The organism is Moorena producens PAL-8-15-08-1 (assembly GCF_001767235.1).
Taxonomy (GTDB): domain Bacteria; phylum Cyanobacteriota; class Cyanobacteriia; order Cyanobacteriales; family Coleofasciculaceae; genus Moorena; species Moorena producens_A.
In genome coordinates this window covers 8,480,583-8,498,903 of the sequence record NZ_CP017599.1, presented here as the reverse complement: position 1 = coordinate 8,498,903, position 18,321 = coordinate 8,480,583, and the positions used below count along the sequence as shown (strand labels likewise).

General features: G+C 42.6%; 18 protein-coding genes. 5 read left to right on the top strand and 13 right to left on the bottom strand.

All coding sequences use genetic code 11. The features are described 5' to 3' along the window. Nucleotides 1–133: 133 nt before the first annotated feature. A complete protein-coding gene (locus BJP34_RS31115; protein ID WP_070395685.1) occupies nucleotides 134–853 on the bottom strand; it encodes a metal ABC transporter ATP-binding protein in 720 nt (239 codons plus the stop codon). Between the two features lie 125 nt (nucleotides 854–978). Here BJP34_RS31115 and BJP34_RS31110 point away from each other — a divergent pair, with 125 nt between their 5' ends. Further along, on the top strand, nucleotides 979–2,103 hold the full coding sequence (locus BJP34_RS31110) for a metal ABC transporter solute-binding protein, Zn/Mn family (RefSeq protein WP_070395684.1): 1,125 nt from the start codon (nucleotides 979–981) through the stop codon (nucleotides 2,101–2,103). Nucleotides 2,104–2,129: 26 nt separating this feature from the next. Here BJP34_RS31110 and BJP34_RS41420 read toward each other — a convergent pair whose 3' ends face one another. From BJP34_RS41420 to BJP34_RS31085, 6 genes are read right to left on the bottom strand one after another with little or no spacing between them, the layout of a single operon-like run. Next, entirely contained in the window at nucleotides 2,130–2,330 is a 201-nt protein-coding gene (locus BJP34_RS41420) for a hypothetical protein (protein WP_149031273.1), read from the bottom strand. Between the two features lie 36 nt (nucleotides 2,331–2,366). Further along, on the bottom strand, nucleotides 2,367–3,659 hold the full coding sequence (locus BJP34_RS31105) for an MFS transporter (RefSeq protein WP_070395683.1): 1,293 nt from the start codon (nucleotides 3,657–3,659) through the stop codon (nucleotides 2,367–2,369). Between the two features lie 9 nt (nucleotides 3,660–3,668). Next, nucleotides 3,669–4,586, bottom strand: a complete 918-nt coding sequence (locus BJP34_RS31100; protein ID WP_070395682.1) for a sulfotransferase domain-containing protein — start codon at nucleotides 4,584–4,586, stop codon at nucleotides 3,669–3,671. Between the two features lie 39 nt (nucleotides 4,587–4,625). Then, nucleotides 4,626–5,444, bottom strand: coding sequence for a sulfotransferase domain-containing protein (locus BJP34_RS31095; protein ID WP_070395681.1), 819 nt, complete (start codon nucleotides 5,442–5,444; stop codon nucleotides 4,626–4,628). 3 nt (nucleotides 5,445–5,447) lie between these two features. Further along, a complete protein-coding gene (locus BJP34_RS31090) occupies nucleotides 5,448–6,212 on the bottom strand; it encodes an MBL fold metallo-hydrolase (RefSeq protein ID WP_070395680.1) in 765 nt (254 codons plus the stop codon). Beyond that, on the bottom strand, nucleotides 6,196–7,050 hold the full coding sequence (locus BJP34_RS31085) for a hypothetical protein (protein ID WP_070395679.1): 855 nt from the start codon (nucleotides 7,048–7,050) through the stop codon (nucleotides 6,196–6,198). The genes BJP34_RS31090 and BJP34_RS31085 overlap by 17 nt, the downstream gene beginning before the upstream one ends. 339 nt (nucleotides 7,051–7,389) lie before the next feature. Here BJP34_RS31085 and BJP34_RS31080 point away from each other — a divergent pair, with 339 nt between their 5' ends. Beyond that, nucleotides 7,390–7,653, top strand: coding sequence for a hypothetical protein (locus BJP34_RS31080; RefSeq protein WP_070395678.1), 264 nt, complete (start codon nucleotides 7,390–7,392; stop codon nucleotides 7,651–7,653). Here the strand turns inward: BJP34_RS31080 and BJP34_RS31075 are convergent. The 4 genes from BJP34_RS31075 to BJP34_RS31060 form a co-directional block, all read right to left on the bottom strand. Then, entirely contained in the window at nucleotides 7,644–8,579 is a 936-nt protein-coding gene (locus tag BJP34_RS31075) for a hypothetical protein (RefSeq protein ID WP_229424112.1), read from the bottom strand. The genes BJP34_RS31080 and BJP34_RS31075 overlap by 10 nt on opposite strands. Before the next feature lie 487 nt (nucleotides 8,580–9,066). Next, a complete protein-coding gene (locus tag BJP34_RS31070; protein ID WP_070395677.1) occupies nucleotides 9,067–9,777 on the bottom strand; it encodes a PHP domain-containing protein in 711 nt (236 codons plus the stop codon). A gap of 383 nt (nucleotides 9,778–10,160) precedes the next feature. Then, nucleotides 10,161–11,369 carry a HetZ-related protein gene (locus BJP34_RS31065; protein WP_070395676.1) on the bottom strand — a complete coding sequence of 403 codons (1,209 nt, stop codon included), beginning with the start codon at nucleotides 11,367–11,369 and terminating at the stop codon, nucleotides 10,161–10,163. A gap of 497 nt (nucleotides 11,370–11,866) precedes the next feature. Continuing rightward, nucleotides 11,867–12,508: an L-threonylcarbamoyladenylate synthase gene (locus tag BJP34_RS31060; RefSeq protein ID WP_070395675.1), complete on the bottom strand. Its 642-nt coding sequence runs from the start codon at nucleotides 12,506–12,508 to the stop codon at nucleotides 11,867–11,869. 282 nt (nucleotides 12,509–12,790) lie between these two features. Between BJP34_RS31060 and larC the strand changes: the two genes are divergently transcribed. Then, nucleotides 12,791–14,266, top strand: a complete 1,476-nt coding sequence (gene larC, locus BJP34_RS31055) for a nickel pincer cofactor biosynthesis protein LarC (RefSeq protein WP_070395674.1) — start codon at nucleotides 12,791–12,793, stop codon at nucleotides 14,264–14,266. Here larC and BJP34_RS44885 read toward each other — a convergent pair. Beyond that, a complete protein-coding gene (locus BJP34_RS44885; RefSeq protein WP_158517563.1) occupies nucleotides 14,207–14,395 on the bottom strand; it encodes a hypothetical protein in 189 nt (62 codons plus the stop codon). The two genes, larC and BJP34_RS44885, sit on opposite strands and share 60 nt — an antisense overlap. Nucleotides 14,396–14,643: 248 nt before the next feature. Then, a complete protein-coding gene (locus BJP34_RS31050) occupies nucleotides 14,644–15,618 on the bottom strand; it encodes a M48 family metallopeptidase (protein ID WP_070395673.1) in 975 nt (324 codons plus the stop codon). Between the two features lie 217 nt (nucleotides 15,619–15,835). Here BJP34_RS31050 and BJP34_RS31045 point away from each other — a divergent pair, with 217 nt between their 5' ends. Both BJP34_RS31045 and BJP34_RS31040 read left to right on the top strand, forming a co-directional pair. Next, a complete protein-coding gene (locus tag BJP34_RS31045) occupies nucleotides 15,836–16,291 on the top strand; it encodes a helix-turn-helix domain-containing protein (RefSeq protein WP_070395672.1) in 456 nt (151 codons plus the stop codon). Between the two features lie 111 nt (nucleotides 16,292–16,402). After that, nucleotides 16,403–18,163, top strand: a complete 1,761-nt coding sequence (locus tag BJP34_RS31040; protein WP_070395671.1) for a serine/threonine-protein kinase — start codon at nucleotides 16,403–16,405, stop codon at nucleotides 18,161–18,163. Nucleotides 18,164–18,321: the final 158 nt, after the last annotated feature.

Below are 18,321 nucleotides of genomic sequence, written 5' to 3'. Positions count from 1 at the left end.
CCAGCAAGGATCAGTATATATTACCTTGGGTTCATTGCTGAACAGTGAACCCTAACAGGTATTACTCTCTGACTTTGGGACTGACCGAGTTAACACACTCTGCACTCAGACCTAAGCACTCAAAACTCACCCCTCAAGCTGCGGCCAAACTCATCACCTTACCATAAGCCTTGCTCAGGTTTTCTGGTGTCAGCACTTGGGCCCTTGAACCCACAGCAATCAGTTGCTTATTCAATAAGAGGAGTTGATCATAATGAGCTAAGGTTTCTCCTAAGTCATGGCTGATCACTAGTAACGTTTTGTCTTGGGATTTAAGTTCACTAAAAACCTCAAAAATAATGTCTTCTGTCTTTTTGTCGATGCCCACAAATGGCTCATCAAAAAATAATAACTCCGCTTGTTGAGCTAGGGCCCGCGCTAAAAATACCCGCTGCTGCTGTCCACCAGAGAGTTCGCCAATTTGACGGTGGCGATACTCGAACATGCCCACCCGTTCTAACGCATTCTTAACAATTTCCTTAGATTGGCGACTAGGAGACCTAAACCAACCGGTGTGGACTGTACGACCCATCATGACTACATTCCATACCGTAATCGGATAATCCCAATCAATTTGCGATCGCTGAGGAACATAAGCGACTCGTTTTAATTGACTCCGGAGGGGACGGGCTGCCAATTTCACTACCCCCTTCGCTGCTGGAATCAGTCCCAGCATCGCCTTCACCATAGTACTTTTACCAGCACCATTGGGCCCCAGTAAGCCAGTTAATTGTCCTGGCTGGAGGGAGAAGGATATATCACAAATAGCCCAAGTGTCTCGGTAACAGACTCCTAGGTTATGGACTTCTAACATTAGGTTTTGTGAGAACGACTACCGCTCTCATAGTTTAGCGTGTTTGCAACTGATTGTCGTTCTCAGCCTAAGCCTTGTAAAATGATTCTTGTTCTTGATAGCTACTAATTTAAGCGGGTTGATCTATGCTGAAACCCTTACCAGTTAAATTTCGGACGCTCTTAGCTAGTGGTGCTCTCGCCTTTGGGGTAGCACTAGGTGGTTGTAGTGAAAGCAGCGAAACCTCATCAAGGGAGAAGCCACTAGTGGTAGCATCCTACAGTGTGCTTTGTGACTTAACAACAGAAATTGCCCAAGATACCATTGATATGACCTGTCTGATTGAACCAGGTCAAGACCCTCATACCTACAAAGCTACCACCTTAGCTCGCCAATCCCTAGAGCAAGCTCAACTAGTTCTATACGGTGGCTACGACTTTGAACCAGAAGTTATTAAATTAGTTCAAGCCACTAATACACCAGCTCCTAAAATAGCGGTGCATGATCAAGCTGTGCCTAGTCCAATTATGGCGGAAGCACATCACCACCATGATCATGAGCAAGAAAAGGATGACCATAAGGATGACCATGATGATGACCATGACCATGACCATGATGATGACCATGATGATGACCATGACCATGACCATGACCATGACCATGAGGAAGAAAAGACAGGATCCGCTCACAGTGATGAGGAACTAGAGCCCGACCCCCATGTTTGGCATAATGTCCAAAATGCTATCAAGATGGTGGAAGTAATTCGTAGCCAACTGGCAGCACTTAACCCAGATGATCAGGAATTGTATGCTAAGAATGCCAAACAGCTAACCACTAACCTGGAACAGTTGGATGCTTGGGTAAAAGCACAAGTTGCAACTATACCCAAAGGGCAACGCCAACTAATTACTACCCATGATGCCCTAGGGTACTACATTAACGCTTACGGTTTTTCTGATTCTGATGCGTTGCAAGGGCTTAGCGCAGAAGAAGCACCGACAGCAGCACGGGTGAAAGAACTGGTACAGAAGATTAAGAAAAGTAAGGTACCAACAATTTTCGCCGAAGTAACAACAAATGATAAGGTTATTGGCACTGTCGCCAGAGAAGCAAAGGTTAAACTCTCAGACCAAAAGTTATTTGCAGATGGTCTAGGAGAAAAAGGGAGTGATACTGGAACTTATATTGGCATGATTACTAGCAATACCTGTGCCATTGTGGATGGGTTAGGGGGAAATTGTTCTTCTTTTGATGGCAAAGCTGCTAAATGATTGCTAGCTGATATATAGCGTTAATTTCATGTATGAGGTACAACAATTAACCTCAAAGTCTCCCTTTTTAAGGGGGATTTAGGGGGATCCATTTGTACATCATGATTCCTATAAAGGCTATAGTTCTGCTCGAATACCGTTGCCACTAAATCCGCCAGTTTTGTAGAGGCGATCGCCCCCACTAACCCTCCTTCCTGACTTCTGGGATTTGGAGGTATTAGATCCAATGGCGATCGCCCAGCACAGGAAGCATCTCTATCGACTTATATCATCAGCTGACGGTTGCGGTAACACATCACTGCACTCAGCAAACACAATAAAGCGCTCAATAAACCAATCATTTGATAACTGTCAATATTAATAGCACCCAGAGAAAATCTCCATACTCCTAATGTAAAATTTAAATAAAATCCAACAAAGAAGGGTACTAGATTGCCCAGAATCATTCCGGTACTATTGAAGAAAGCCAATGCTGTAACTGCCGATCGCTCCGTGGCAGTATTGTGTACCCCAACGAGCAATGCCATTTTCAATCCCGATTGTAAAAAACCAGTAATAATAGCAATTAAGACCAGGCTGAGAGATGAAAACTGCCACCAACCATAGGACAATTCAATAGGTTGCACAAATAACCATAGCACTCCGACAGTTGCCAGCATTAAGACGATAATATATATGGTACGCATAAAGCCAATGCGATCTATGAGTCGCCCCCAAATTGCTATCCCAGTCAGAGTTCCTACTATATTTAATGTAATTAACTGGGAAATATAATTGGCATTAAGCTGTAACCCAATTGCTAAATAGGTGACAAACAGGGGCAAAGAAGAAAGAAAACATAAAGTCAAAATAGTTATTAATAAACGGTATTTTTTATTGGAAAATATTTCGCGGATATCATCTAAAAAATTCTGGTTGATTTTATAGGGAGATTGACTAGTTTCATAAATTTTGATTTTATAAGTTATGAGTCCTGCAACTAAACAGTACATCATCAGCAAAACAACTATATATGCGTAATCATGAAGTGCTAATTTTTCTCCTAGCGTCACAGAAAGAATAGCAAAAAAAAGTAAATTAAACCCATGCACAGTCAGTCGCATTTTACCAAAAAACCATCCACGCTCTTCTGGAAGCGTAGATTCCAGAATTATGGGTTGAAAAGCTACTCCTTTTGTAGTATTATGAACGATATTCATAAACAAAATAATAATACAAAAAAACCCAAAACCAAAGAGTTTATTTTTTCCATACACTATAGGCACAATCAGCATTAATGGTAGCAGTAAAAATAGTAAAGCAAAACCAATCATCAGAGTAGTTTGACTACCCCAACGTTTTACAAAATAAATACCTGAAATCTGTAGCGGTATAAGTAAGGAAGGTAAACCAATGGCAAAACCGATTTGACTTTCTTGCAAACCGAGGATACTGGTTGCGTATAACTGAAGTAAGCTGGCATCAATAGCACCAAAACTGGTCATAAGAGGGATAATTGCAATATTCGACGCAATCAAAAGTTTTTGATTCTGAGAGCGTTCTTTTTGATTAAGCATATCGAGTTGTCACCATTTAATATCAAGTTCTGGCATTAATTGCCTCAGTTTTTTATTCCAAGGAGCATAATACTCATCTAATAATGCTTTTGCTTCCTGTGGAATTGGTTCGTAGGGCTGAGCATTTCCTTTTGAGGCTTGGCCTCGAAGCACCCACAAGCCACGGGAATTTTGTTCAGCCAACGCTCGGTAATCAAAGGGAGCCAATTTTATAAATGTCAGGATTTCATCCATCACTTCAAAAGGCGATCGCTGAAAATCTTCTAATAGCACAACCCATAGCTGTTCTCGCGAAAAATATTTCAACCACGTTTCTATATGCAAGGCATAGTGCCCTACGCTTAGCAGGCGATCGTAGGGATCGGGTTGGCTTGCTGACAATCGTCTTTTAATCAAAGAGACAAAATCAGTATCGACATATTCAGGAATGGCTCCTATCACGTCTTGTTCTGCCCTTCCCATTTGATAAGCTGAGTAAGCCCGTGTTGTTGGATTTCTCAATAAAACAATGAATTTTCCAGAGGGCATCATTCCACGAACCAGTTCGGGAATAGGCACACTTCGATTCCATTTGTCTAAGTAAGCTGGTGTTTTTTCAAATGTATAGATACAACGAGACAACAACTGCTCCTTGTCTCTTGACAGTAAATAAGCAGGATTGAGTAGATAGCGTATCCATTCAGTTTTAAGATCTATTACTTCATCAAAAAAATGGCACTCTTCAGGGGCACCTTTAAGATTGGGATGCTGATCGAGCCAGGTATGCATTTCGCGAGTGCCGCATTTCTGCGCGCCAATAATCAGGAAATTTGGGACTGCATAATAAGCATGGGTTTCATCGGGCAATGGATAAGCGACAATAACTCCCGCATCTAGATTGTCAAGGGTAACATCAGGATAATAGACTATTTTTGGGGCAATCACCATTGGTATATCTTAAGATTAAAATTTGTAATATTATCAAAGTTAATACAGTAAATAATTTTTATAGTTGTCTAGCCAATGGTCTATGGTAAATGGATAATAGTTTTTAAACTTTACGGCATTTTCCCTACAAAGCTGAATCATTTTTATCAGATTATCATGGCTCAAACCAAATTTTAAAGCTAGCTCAATATTATTCTCTGAAGAATTAATGATGTCTGGAGCGATCTTTATATTTTTATCGGCTTTCACAAAGTTGTCTTTAACAGTGTTGCTACGCTCTAGCACGAAGGGATTACTTGTTTCTATTCCTAAAAAATGCTTTAGTGCTTCTAAAGACTTTTCTCGGTACTCTTCTTCGACTATATTAATGATCACAATATCTTCGGGAGCGAAATAATCATAATACTGAGATAACTGTAGGGCATAATCGCTATAATTAATATATTTATTACGACTAGTCGAAAGGGCTTGATTGATATCCAACTTTTCTCTATCGACTAACAAGTTATGAAAAAAATGAGAAATCGATCGCTGTAATGGATCTCGAACTAGATAAATCAATTTAACGTTTTTCAAGACTTGCTTGATTCGCGCCGGTACCCCTGGATAGTCTGGATACTTTGTATAGTGGGTAGAAGCTTCCAGCTTTATTCCATTTAAGGGAGGAAACATTGCTAAATACCAGTCGATACCTCTTTCCCAGTTGCCTCCTCTATCTCTATCCACAAAAAATTTAGTATCCTTCACCACCGAGGCGTTGATTGATGGGCAGTTTTTAGACAAGGAATAAAACAGCGAAGTTGTTCCGCATTTCATCCCACCAATAATAATATAGTGTTTGCTTGTATCCCTTTTCATGGATTAACTTCGGATAACAAGACCATCGTAAGCCATAACGATATTGTGATGAAAATCTTTTATCGATGCAAACAGCAACTCTTTGGTTTTAGTATCTGGATACTGTCGAGCGCCAAAATGAGTTATGATCACCTTCTCAGCATGAGTAGCAGTTAGCACTGCCTTAAGTTGTTCTATGTCAAGATGAAATCCATTTGTTTTCTTTCCTCCAACCGGGCAAGATTCAAGAATGAGAATATCACAATCCTTAGTTATACTCAATAGAGAATCACATAAAATGGTATCAACACAATAACAAATAGATTGGTTTTCTAATTGCAATTGAGCGCCTATCACTGGAGTATTATGTTTTAAGGCTTGAGTCTTTATGGTAAAATTATCGAAATTCAAGCTTGTATCTTTAGCCACTCGAATCTCAACAGGAAATCCTAGTTTATCCCTCGGTTTCACAAACGGAAAAGAAAACAAAGTCTCCAAATAACGCTTTAGACTTTCATGGATAACAATCGTCAAGGAAGCGGGCTGGAACATCGGTAAAATATGTAGCCCATAACAGTGGTCTAAATGTAGGTGTGAAAGCATAACAGTAACATTTTTACCACGAACGCTTTCTCTGTCTATTTTTCTAACCCCAGTGCCTAAGTCGAACAAAACAATATCTCTATCATTTACGAATACCCCTACAGAATTAGTAGCACCTGATGTGCTGTCAAACCAACCGGAAGTTCCGTAAAAGACGATTTCCAATGCTTTAGTCTCCTCTTTCATCAAAGTAGTTCCTTATTTTGACAGCATATTCGTTGTTTTCATCGTACCATTGCCATGCTCCCCATTGATTAATTTTTAGATAATCAGCGATCGCAAAATTATTGTCCTGAATTAATTTGTGGCGATCAGAATAGCGACGATTTTTATAATCTCCCTGAACAATATGATAAATCGTATTTTCTAGGTAAGACACTCGTCCTTTAATGGTATCAAAAACTTTGTCTCCCCAAGAATGATATAGTTTAGAAAACCTATGATTAAAAAAAAGTGCTTTAACAAAAATCGAATGATATCCCATAGCGGAGGCCAATAAAACCTTGTCGCCACCTCCCAAAATCATAAAGTCGGGGAAGCCTATTTCTCTAATCGTGGTCGCCTTTGCCGCCCATCCAAAGCCCGGATTAAATCCAAGACTTAAGCTGATGCCACTTTTACTGAAATAATCCTTAACTGTAATATCGCGATTGAAAGTTGTGACCACGGATTTGCGGCTAAGTCCAGTTAGAGAAAAATGGCCATTCTCAAGCTTTACATCTTCGACTCGATTGAAGATCTGAACCAGTCGGTAGCTTTCCAGTTTCTCTTTTAATTGCTCTTGCCAACCCTTGTTAGTAAAAAGGAGATCGGCATCAGCCCAAACAACATATTGATGCTCTTTAGTCAAATGGGATAACGCTACGTTATAGAATCTTTCTTTTTGCCAAAGTACAGAAGCAGAGGTAATCTTGATTATTTTAAGATTCTGCGAGGAAACAATACTGTCAGTATCTAAGCCATAACAAACCAGGATTATATCAACGTCTTCCCTTAAGTAAGCTAGTGCTTTGACAAGAGCCATATAGCTGGATTTATTTTTTTAAAAATTAAAATAAGCTAGAATAACGACCGTATCCATAACTGCAGTGACCCTTTTCATTGGTACTACTATACAATGGAAAAGCTATCCCCATAAAAAATATATAGGAACCCTAAATCATTTGACAACTGATTTAGGATTCCTAATATAGCCACTGATTGCATTATAGTGGTTTTTAATTAGGTGAGGTAGATGTTTTTAGGGAGTAGGGAGCAGGGAGCAGGGAGCAGGGAGCAGGGAGCAGTGAAGTCAGAAGAGGTAAGAGGTAAGATGGTAAAAATCGTTTGTACCTCATTAGAATAACAAAAGCTATATTGTTCGATGACCAAATGGCTTATTGATGCGGTCTCTCATGCTTTTGGGGCTGTGTGGGGAAGCAAGTTGGGCACGCAGCCCCTTGGAAACCAAGCCAGTGAGGTCTTGGGGGTTACCCCCAAAACCTCACTGCATCGCTGTTCCCTGATCGGAAGTTTCCTACTCCCTACTCCCTACTCCCTACTCCCTAAAACCTACTCCCTACTCCCTAAAACCTACTCCCTACTCCCTAAAACGAAAGTACCTCACCAAATGCTATATTATCGGTAGTAAAATTCAAAATCTTTTAATGCTGCTACCCTGGCTCGATTAAAATTATAGTGATAGCCCAGTTTGCGTTTCAGAGAATCCCAAAACGTTTTCTGTGTTTTCTCATGAGAAGCATCCAGATGTTTCTTGACTTCATTAATCCTGTCCCAGCTAGAACTTCTGCTAATAGTCAATCCAGCCTTAGCAGCCGCCAGTCCTAAGATAATGCCTTCGCCACCATGAATACCTTTTAACTCAAAATAGCGCCCGATCATACCCCATTGTTTAATAAATTCTTTTTCTTTGCCACCATCTCTAGAAACAAAAACTAAAGATTCTCCTATATAAATTGCCTTGTCTAATGGGATATCTAACTTAGAGGCTATCTGTTTAAGGGGCTTTAATCTTTCCGGATTATACTTTTCTACATGCTTGACAAGATTTGCTTGATGTCCTGCTGTAATTCCGGGCAATACTTCAATGGTTTCAGGTAAGCTACCTACAATCCTGGTGTCAGCATCAATTTGTATGGCGACACTAAACCTTGACAAAGCCTTCTCAACCTCAAAACGTTTGTCATGATAACAATGAAGAATTCCTGTTTGCTGGTGTTTAAACGCTGAAACGTTCTTACAGTTATTAAAATCGTTGACATCATCTGTGGCAACTATTAATAATTTTCCTGGAGCATACTTTTCTAAATCTCCTGCTAGTTTTTTGGCAAGAGAGCGATACTTACTACGGAGAGCTAAGGTACAGAAGCAAAAATCTTTTTCTGGCTTAATCATAGTCTTCTCCAAAAACCGTTTTTTTGTTCCTATCTCTTGGTGCGCCTTCCCTTGGCGACAGAACATCGCGCCTTGTCGCACCACTTTCTCAATCCAGAGTCTGAGCTGAAACTTATCCAGCTGATTTTCCGACTGCCAATCACCATGTAATGGCTTCAATAGTCGTGGCTGAAGCTATAGTCTCAACCTCTAGCTACCTGAGCTATCTCAGGAGAGCTTACTTATATAATTCCCAGAAATATAAAGCTAGTCACAGTATTGATAGCAAAAGTCCCATCAATCTGGACTATCAGTCGATTAATAGAGGTTGACAAATTAAATATTGTATGTATCGAACAGATGCGGGGAAAGTTTTTATGGAAGATTGCTGCCGGTTTTGTGTTCCCGTAGCGTGACATGCACGGGCAAAGCCCGACACGGCGCGATTGACCGTTCGCGCAGCGGCTCTTTTGGAGCATCCCATTTCCCCCCACGGCCTAAGATAGCCCAGCCTTGAAAACAACCCAGCCGTAACTAGTCCACCTCTGACATGAGAATTAGATCACAGATGACAGTTGTGAATGTATCGCTAGATGTATACCAGTTTACGGCTGAAGTCGTTTAGTGATATTGACCACAACCACAGAAGTCAAAATAGATTTCCGTTTCAAATACGCTTGAGCAAGCTTAACCCATGAGTATCAGTGCCACAGGTATTAAATAGATTGTAGGTAGCACTCAACTGCAACACAAGCTTAGTTTGTTTTGGACTAGGTTTCCAGGGTTCAGGATTGGTGTAGGCATAGTAAGTTTCAACACCATCAATGCCTAAGTTGGCTATAGCAGCAATTAACTCATCTGCTGACTTACGGTAACGGGCTGGATGAGCCAACACTGCTAAACCACCAGCCTGATGGATAGCATCAATCACTGCACCAGCCTCAGCATCATTACCGGTCGGTGCGATGCCAGTGAAATAGCGCTTTAAACTAGGATGTTCTGGATCAAAGGCATAACCGAGGATATGAACGTCATCATTCAGGAGGTTGGCGGTAATTTCGACACCAGTCCAGAACTGGGGTAATGAATCACAGAAAGATGACTCCTGCTGCCATTTTTCTATACAAGCTTGAGCAACTTGATAACCACTAACGGAGTGGTGATCGGTGATGGCAAGTCCCTTAAGACCAATGGTAATTGCCTGTTTGATCAACTCTTCCGGTTTGAGCTTACCATCAGAGTAAATCGTGTGCATATGGAAATTGTAGCGATAGGGACAGCTATCAGGCTCAATCGTTTCCCACACTTGCCGGAGAGCTTGTTGATTTTTTGCTGCTATCTTAGGTGAAGCAGACCCTTGAGCAATATTGACTACCATAGATACTTACTGTAATGACTATTGGTTGATTGACCAGATTGGATCTGCAGCCGCGAAATACTTTTAAGGGTCTAGGCCAATGGTTTAATCGCTCTAGGTTTAATCGCTCTAGGTTTAATCGCTCTAGGTTTAATCGCTCTATGCTTCTGACAAGCCTATGAAGCGCCCCGACTTGAGCACGGAGGCTGTCAACTGCCCCTGGTGTACCTAATCCCGAATTCCATTAGCCTAAAACCTAGAATAAAAATAAATATAAATACGCGGTACGAGTTTTCAGTTGTTAACATAACCTTAGCAAACTTAATACTTTGTCGGTGTTGGCATAACTACTTAACCTTTACCTAACTCTCCTCCTTACTTAGTTGCTCCAAGGAGATGTAAGTCTAATTGCCATGGCCAATTTCTGAGTTACGAGTCTTCCAAGCTAGTTCCAACACCTTAGTCCAGCGCTTTTGCACTTGTTTTTGGGTACATTTGAGGGCTTTGGCAATTTCTTGATCACTCTTTTGCGCCTGTTTCAGGGGCAGTAAGGCTTGCTGTTGGCTATCGAGTTGAGCCACAAAGATATCCCACTGCTTGGATGACATCCCTAGTTTTTGATCCAGGTCTGCTCCTAGCCATTGGTGTACCAATTTCCACTGAGCTGAACGAGAGAACTTTTCTACATGGTACTTAAAGCGCTGTTGTAGATAATCCCGCTGACGGGGTGTTAGACCCATGATTTCGTCAATCTCTGGTGCAGCCAGGTCTTGCAGCTTTAACACTAGATAATTAGCACAGTCATTATGACCGTTAGACTCTAGGTATTTGATCAACTCAGAGATAATGCGATCGCGTAAAACAGCATCACTGGGGTCAATGGTTTTCTCAATCAGGTTTGAGCGTACCTGTTGTACAGTAGCTGAACGGTTGTGCTCTTGGGCTTCTTCATCCCTACCATACTCCACAGCCTGTTCAATATCCACAGGGGTTTCATTAGGCTGGCGTCGGGAAAAGCTTTGTGCTCTGAGTACAATCAACTGCTGGCTACCACGACCACGTAGGGTAATGCGTCGCTTAGCATATTGCTCACTAAAGCCCATGTACTCTGCTAGTTCTAGCTGGGTACGGGGAGTGTAGTCAGAATCAACAGGATTTTCCCGGCGGAAGGCTTTGAGGCACTCAGCGTAAAAGTCCTGTAAAAAGTCCTCAATCAAATTGTATCGAGCAGAAAAGTTTAACTGAGATTGGGACGGTGCCACATGGCGATAAACCATGGTACTGAGGGTACTATGGAGTTCCACACGACCCTGCCGAGAACCTAGTTTGTAGTATGACAGACATTTGTGCAGTCGATGACGTGCTAGATTCAACTTCCAAGTATCAATTTCACCGGAATTCTGGATGCGATCGCTCTTAGTACAAATCCGTTCTACCTCCAAGGTAATCCGGTGGGCAACCGCTTGAATACTCCTGGATTTAGCTCCAATTTCCGACTGGAGTTCCTCCACTAAGACCTGGGTCAAGTTTTGGGTTTGATTATCTAGAGTAATTTCCGGAGCCTGATTGTTAGTGGCGGAATTTTGATGATTAGTAACAGTTTTGACTTGCATGGTATTGCCCCCAAAAATAGATTCACAGAATTGCCATGAAACAAGCAACAGAGGAAATGTGTGTGAATGTGATCTACAAACCTTGGAGTGGTTCGCTGTCCTTTGTCCTTGTCCACCCTAAATGTAGACTCGTGAGTAACGCCCTGGTCGGGTGAGTGTGTGACTCTCTCAGCTGACTAGTTTTAACCCCTAGCACTGCTGTAGTTTCCGTAGGATTACCTAAGGCTGAAATCCTTACTAGATATAGCGTTCAAGACTTTCGACCATCAAGCTGATTTAGGATGACCACAACCTCAGGAATGGTCAATCCACAAACTGGCTGAACTAGCGATTACTTTTCCGTAAACGACTAACGTTGTCTTGTAGTCAAGTGGTGCTTGATACTCTCATTACCCAACCTGAGCTGACTAGTTAATCACTAGCTAAAGCACTAGCTAAATCCAAGCGATCGCTTCCTCCCAACCTGAGCTGACTAGTTAAATTACTAGCTTCACTAGCTAAATCCAAGCGATCGCTTCCTCCCATCCCAAACCCTGCCGCACCATCATCGGTTCTGAACCAGTCAGGTCGAGGATAGTTGAGACTTGAAATCCCGGTTCTAAGTCATTGTCCACAATGATGTCTACGAGACCATCGAGAGCATCAAATAGTTTAGCCCGTTCCAATCCCACCGTTGGAGTGTCACCATCCTGATTGGGTAGATGAGCCGAGGTAGAAATAATTGGATGACCTAGAGCTGAAAGCAACGCCTGACAAACGTTATGATCTGGGACTCGGATACCAGTAGTTTTACGATTGGGACTCATCACCAGCTTTGGTACTAACTTGGTTGCTGGTAACAAGAACGTATACGGTCCGGGAATCAAATGCTTCATAATCCGGTAAGCTGGATCACTTACCCGAGCATATTTAGCAATATTGGACAGAGACGAACACAAAAACGTCAGGGGTTTATCATTGGATAGTTGCTTCAAACGCCTAACTCGTTGCACTGCGGACTTCACATGTAAATCACAACCAATCGCATAGACAGTGTCAGTGGGATAGAGCATCACTGCACCATCTTCGAGATACTCTCTTATTTTCTCTATTCGACGTATTTGAGGTGTTTCCGGATGGATAGTATAAATAGTAGCCATAAATATTGTTGAATTCCTCAATATTGAATTGCTAAAGCCTAACCTTGGGAAAATTCACCAAGGCCAGACATAGAAACGCTTCTGCCAAAGGATTAAAAACTACTGCCACCTAAGTGTGTTGCCAGTTTGGCTTTTTCTGACTCAGAGGTCAGTATAGTTAGCAAGATCTGGCCATAATTCCCTGATCTAGACCTGTAGGGTTTGTGGAGGATGAATTGCTCCAAATCCTTTTGTCTTAATTAATTTGTTTTAATTAATTTGTCTTAATCAATAGGATCTAGAATGACAAAGCTAGCTTACTTAGATTGTCCCACTGGAATTGCTGGTGATATGTGCCTAGGAGCACTAGTTTCTGCGGGTGTACCGTGGGAATATTTACTGGAAAAGCTAGCAGCACTCGGAATTGAGCAAGAGTATCACTTAAGACTTAGCCAAGTACACCACAATGGTCAGTTGGCAACCAAAGTTGATGTAGATTTACCAGATCAAGACCATCAGCATCATCACCATCAACAGGAACACCACCATGAACACGGCCATGAACACCACCATGAACACGGCCATGAACACCACCATGAACACGGCCATGAACACCACCATGAACACAGGTCAGGCATAACAGAGATCAGTACACCTGAGCAGAATCATCATCATCATCCCACACGACACTTACCAGACATAGAGAAATTAATTACAGCAGCAAAATTACCCTCAAGAGTATGCCAGTGGAGTCTTGCTATCTTCCGGAAACTAGCAGAAGCGGAAGGAGCTGTTCATGGTATTTCTCCAGACAAAGTTCACTTCCATGAAGTAGGCGCTACTGATGCGATTATCGATATAGTCGGTACTTGCTTAGGCTTAGATTGGCTAGGAATTGACCAAATCTATTGTTCTCCACTGCCCACTGGTGGCGGGACAGTATGGGCAGCTCATGGTCGGCTACCGGTGCCAGTACCAGCAGTACTAAAATTGTGGGAATCCCGTCAGGTGCCAGTTTACAGTAATGGGATTGAGCGGGAATTAGTAACACCAACGGGAGCAGCTATTGCCGTTACCTTAGCCACTAGCTTTGGTTCACCACCAGCAATGACTATTCAAAAAATAGGTAATGGTGGCGGTTCTCGACAATTACCCATTCCCAATATGTTGCGATTGTGGATTGGTGAGTCCTCAGAAGCCGTCAAGCTTAGCAAGTCCAAGGTTAAACCGTCAAACTTACCCCCACAAACCCTACACCAGTCACCCCTTTCTGCTAACTCTTCTTCTGCTAACTCTTCCCTAGAAACTATCTCAGTGCTAGAGACTCAAATAGATGACCTCAATCCTCAAGCCATTGGTTATGTATTTGAGGAGTTATTTAACGCTGGTGCTGTGGATGTGTTCACTCAAGCTATTGGCATGAAGAAATCTCGACCAGGTATCCTCCTGAGTGTCATCTGTCATCCTCAAGATCTAGAGGCCTGTCAGGCAGTATTATTCCGAGAAACCACTACCTTAGGCGTGCGACGTCTGACTCAGCAACGAGCGATCTTACCTCGGGAAATCCAGCAGGTACAGACTAAGTATGGCCAAATTAGTGTGAAAGTGGCTTGGAGCGATCGCTCACCTCACAAAACGATTATGAATGTCCACCCAGAATACCAAGATTGCGCTAAGTTAGCCAAGGACAATAACTGCTCTTGGTTAGAAGTACATCACCTAGCACTCTCCACTTGGTATTCTCAACATGGAGCAAAGGGAGCAGGGAGTAGGGAGTAGGGAGTAGGGAGTAGGGAGCAGGGAGTCGGGGGTCGGGAGTCGGGAGCGGTGCGATCGGTGGAATGGGCATCTTGCGTGGAACTGGCATCTTGCCAGTTTCATGCTTATTTTCGGGCGTGGAACTGGCATCTTGCCAGTTTCATGCTTATTTTCGGGCGTGGAACTGGCATCTTGCCAGTTTCATGCTTATTTTCGGGCGGGCAGGATGCCCACTCTACTGCTATTGATTCCAAGACTGACGCAACGCCGGAAAATTAGCCTATTCAACAGATGCGACCCGTGGCGAATTTAATTCTTAATGGTAAGAGCGCACCTAACAAAATTTTCTGAATACGACCTCTTTCCACTATTCCCTGTTCCCTATTCCCTGTTCCCTCTTATTTATTCTTGATACGATTAATTTCCCGTTGCAATTCCTGGATTTGACGCTGCAACTGTTCCGCTTCATTCACTGAGTTGTTCGATGGTGGATTCGAGTCAACGTCAACTGCTCCCTTTTTGGTAACACGTTGATAATTGCCCTGACGAATTTTGCGATATTCCTCTGAAATTGCCCACTTTCGCAGGTAGTGTATGCGTTCAACTGGAAAGGGATGGCTCAGAAATTGACGATTAATACCACCATTATACAGTAAGAACTTATAGATTTGATTGAGACTGTCTTGGTCTAGTTCTTGATAATTTTCTGATTGACGGATAAATTCATCAAGACTGCATTCCTGTAGATGCTTAGCACTGCCACCAGACACTTTCATCATCGTTTGCATCACAGTCTTCAGGTCATCTATCACTAGTAAGGCAGCACGGTCAGCGGATAATTCAGCTTTGCGACGCCATTCATAAAAGGCGAAAATTAAGCCAGTGCTGACGATATTCCCTAAGCCAAAGGTCATTTCACTTAACATAGAGGCAGCATTCATTGCCCACATCGCCATCTGAATTAAGATGGTGTGACCGCACTTGATATGTCCTAATTCGTGAGCCAAGATAGTACGAATTTCTGCTTCATTCAGTAAATCTAATAAGCCAGTGTTGATAACTATGTAAGGATGGTCTTGACCTAAAGCATAGCTATTAACCTGAGAGTTTTGACTAACAAATAGGGCTGGTTCAGGATGTACATCTAAATCCCGAACACATTCTCGGAATAAGTGATAAATATTGGCATACTGGCGCGGTCCGACTTTGATACTGTTCCCCATCAGATAAACAAACTGGGGACGCTCGTAGAGAAATTCTACAAACTTACGAGAAACTAAATCAAAACCAGGGACACTGCGTAAAGCTTGCTCCGCTTGTTGGTCAAGGGGGTGTTTGAAAGCGTCGCTAGAAATTCCGGGATAGGTGGCCATAGTAGTCCAGTACTTTAGTGCTTCAGTTCTTTAGGCATTAGGCATTAGACATTAGACATTAAATACTAGGAATAAGTAATAAACCCAAAACCCAAAACCCAGAACCTAATACCTAAAACCTAACACCTAAATCTGGCTTGTGTCCTTGCCAATTCTTTGATGATTCCTTATAATAGTGATATCGGAATAGTAAAGGAAGTCCAAGGTAAATTAACTTATGAACAAGTGTGTTGGTACTACTGAAGCAGCATCTCTGTTGGGTATAACTCCTCGACGATTACGGCAATTGCTTGACTCCGGTAGAGTAAGGGGTGCTTATAAAAGCGGTAAGTTCTGGATTATTCCTCTGTTCAACTATTTGCCTCAAATCACCAAGAAGAACCGGGGACCGAAAGGAACTTGGCGTAAAAGTCGTCCTCCTGCTTTAGCCAAGATTAATGTTAATCGTAATCGGATTGGCTCCAATAACCACAAAAGCCCTAAAGAGCGGCTGCCAGTGATTTCGGTAAAACGAAGTGGCGACAATACCTATGGCAACCAGGTAGAAATTCTCGGTCCGTGTCGGATTGTGTATCAACCAGATAACCCTCTTGATTGTGGAGCTCGTCTGTGGATCGAAACTTTCAGTGATATTCACTTTATCGGTGGGAGTTTTCCAGCCAGTGGTGGTTAGGACAAACCTAAAGGTCGTTTCATTAAAATTTCACTTGAAAGACTACTTATAATTAATCATAAAATTCCTTAGTTCGATAGAATCAAATCACAATGTCTGTTGAGCTGTATTGTGCATCCATTTGTTGCTGAATCAATTCATTGCATTAATCCCAATTGCCCAGCGCCCTACCCTCAGCCAAGGGATAACAACTTTTGCAATGGTTGTGGAGCAAAGTTAAGGCTCAAGAATCGCTACTTTCCTCTCCAGCTCTTGGGTTCAGGAGGATTTGCCAACATATACACCGTTTGGGATTTGCGGTCGAAGACAGAAAAGGTGCTGAAGGTCTTGCTGGATACTAAACCGAAGGTATTGCAACTATTTCAGCAAGAGGCAGATGTTTTGCAACGTCTGGATCATCCAGGCATTCCCAAAGTTGAGCAAGATAGCTATTTTGTCGTCAATCTAGGTCTTGAGCCACACCCAGACCTGCACTGTTTGGTGATGGAAAAAATCAACGGTTCAACCTTGGAGCAAATGCTTATAGATCATCCTCAGGGATGTCCAGAAATGTTAGTGCGGGACTGGCTCTACCAGGCAGCAGAAATTTTACAGGTCTTGCACAGTTGTGGAGTGATTCACCGTGACATCAAACCCTCAAACTTAATGCTGCGGCAAACCACGGGAGAGCTAGTGGCGATTGATTTTGGGGGAGCTAAACAATTGAGTGTGGGTTCTGAGTTTTCTCAGAATGATTCGACTCGGTTGATTACTCCAGGTTACTCTCCACCGGAACAGATAGCTGGTGCAGCAATTGGACCGGCTGCTGATTTCTATGCCCTGAGCCGAACGATGATTCATTTACTGACGGGTATTGAGTTGAAGGATTTACAAGACCCAGTAACTGGTGAATTTCGATGGCGAGAGCAGGCAGTGGTAAGTCATGACTTGGCGGACTTGCTGGATGAAATGCTCAGCGTAGTACCCCAACAACGACCAACAACTACGATTGAGATTCATCTGCGTCTAGGTATGACTCCTAGCCCTAGCTACCAATTTACCCCAGCACCAGTATTTTCCTCAGCACCAGTTTCTTCGTTTCAAGGAAATCAGGTAGCTGCTCTGGGGTTATCTAGCCCTAAATTAACACAATCTGTGACAGGGTTGACTCATTCGATCACATCCGTAAAAGATTCCCTCTTAGCAGTAGTGATCACCATCGCACTAGCTTGTCTCGATAGTGTTTGGGAGATGTTCCTCGGAGCTTTTGGGGGAGTTTTTTGTGCAACGGTTGGGTTTATGGTATTTAATTGGACAAGTATTGGGCAGAAAGTGACAAATTTCCTTTCTGGGGTACTGTCTATGATCTTGCCTTCGGTGCAAATAACAATGTGGCAAGAAATGCTATTGTTTGCGGCTGCTGGCTTAGGTACAGCTTGGGGATTGACGGCTGGAGGAGGCTTTGGTCAGCAGCGACGCTTTTTAGTAGCAGGGATAATGGGTATTTTTGGTTATAGCCTGGGATGGTTGATGTGGCAGGCAACGGTACCTACAGTATTATTGGTTTCTGATGTAGCTGACCAGGGGTTGCTGATCTGGATTACTGCGGTTACAGTAATGCTCCTGGTACTAGGATTAGGGCTACCCAGCCATAATCTGATTCATGCTTTAGTGGTGGCAGCAGGAGCTGGTGGCGTATTTGGGGGTCTAGTGTCATCGGATTTATTGCCAGCAGGATTTGTGGTTAATATCTTTTCTTTTTCTAGAACCGGTAAACTGGATTTCTATCACCCGATGGCTTTTTTTGCTATGTTGGCTATCTTAGAAGGATTTTGGCTAGGGGTGAGTTATTATCTGCTAGTGCCAGTAATGCGTTGGTTCGGCTGGCGTTAAGGGAGTCGGGAATAGGGAACAGAGAACGGGGAAAAAATCACGTGAGCATAAGCGCTACGCCCACGCGTGCGCGTTCAGCATTCAGCTATCAGCATTCAGCTGAATGCTTACAAAATCACGAACAATACAACAGCAGGGAATCGGTTTTCTTATGATTT

What these genes read in the sequence shown, in the direction of transcription:
- BJP34_RS31085 (WP_070395679.1), bottom strand. Translation starts at nt 7,050, where the DNA reads ATGGCTCTTGTCAAAGCACTAGCTTACTTAAGGGAAGACGTTGATATA.
- BJP34_RS31095 (WP_070395681.1), bottom strand. Translation starts at nt 5,444, where the DNA reads ATGAAAAGGGATACAAGCAAACACTATATTATTATTGGTGGGATGAAA.
- BJP34_RS31115 (WP_070395685.1), bottom strand. Translation starts at nt 853, where the DNA reads ATGTTAGAAGTCCATAACCTAGGAGTCTGTTACCGAGACACTTGGGCT.
- larC (WP_070395674.1), top strand. Translation starts at nt 12,791, where the DNA reads ATGACAAAGCTAGCTTACTTAGATTGTCCCACTGGAATTGCTGGTGAT.
- BJP34_RS31050 (WP_070395673.1), bottom strand. Translation starts at nt 15,618, where the DNA reads ATGGCCACCTATCCCGGAATTTCTAGCGACGCTTTCAAACACCCCCTT.
- BJP34_RS31110 (WP_070395684.1), top strand. Translation starts at nt 979, where the DNA reads ATGCTGAAACCCTTACCAGTTAAATTTCGGACGCTCTTAGCTAGTGGT.
- BJP34_RS31080 (WP_070395678.1), top strand. Translation starts at nt 7,390, where the DNA reads ATGACCAAATGGCTTATTGATGCGGTCTCTCATGCTTTTGGGGCTGTG.
- BJP34_RS31065 (WP_070395676.1), bottom strand. Translation starts at nt 11,369, where the DNA reads ATGCAAGTCAAAACTGTTACTAATCATCAAAATTCCGCCACTAACAAT.
- BJP34_RS31100 (WP_070395682.1), bottom strand. Translation starts at nt 4,586, where the DNA reads ATGGTGATTGCCCCAAAAATAGTCTATTATCCTGATGTTACCCTTGAC.
- BJP34_RS44885 (WP_158517563.1), bottom strand. Translation starts at nt 14,395, where the DNA reads ATGCCAGTTCCACGCCCGAAAATAAGCATGAAACTGGCAAGATGCCAG.
- BJP34_RS31060 (WP_070395675.1), bottom strand. Translation starts at nt 12,508, where the DNA reads ATGGCTACTATTTATACTATCCATCCGGAAACACCTCAAATACGTCGA.
- BJP34_RS31070 (WP_070395677.1), bottom strand. Translation starts at nt 9,777, where the DNA reads ATGGTAGTCAATATTGCTCAAGGGTCTGCTTCACCTAAGATAGCAGCA.
- BJP34_RS31105 (WP_070395683.1), bottom strand. Translation starts at nt 3,659, where the DNA reads ATGCTTAATCAAAAAGAACGCTCTCAGAATCAAAAACTTTTGATTGCG.
- BJP34_RS31045 (WP_070395672.1), top strand. Translation starts at nt 15,836, where the DNA reads ATGAACAAGTGTGTTGGTACTACTGAAGCAGCATCTCTGTTGGGTATA.
- BJP34_RS31090 (WP_070395680.1), bottom strand. Translation starts at nt 6,212, where the DNA reads ATGAAAGAGGAGACTAAAGCATTGGAAATCGTCTTTTACGGAACTTCC.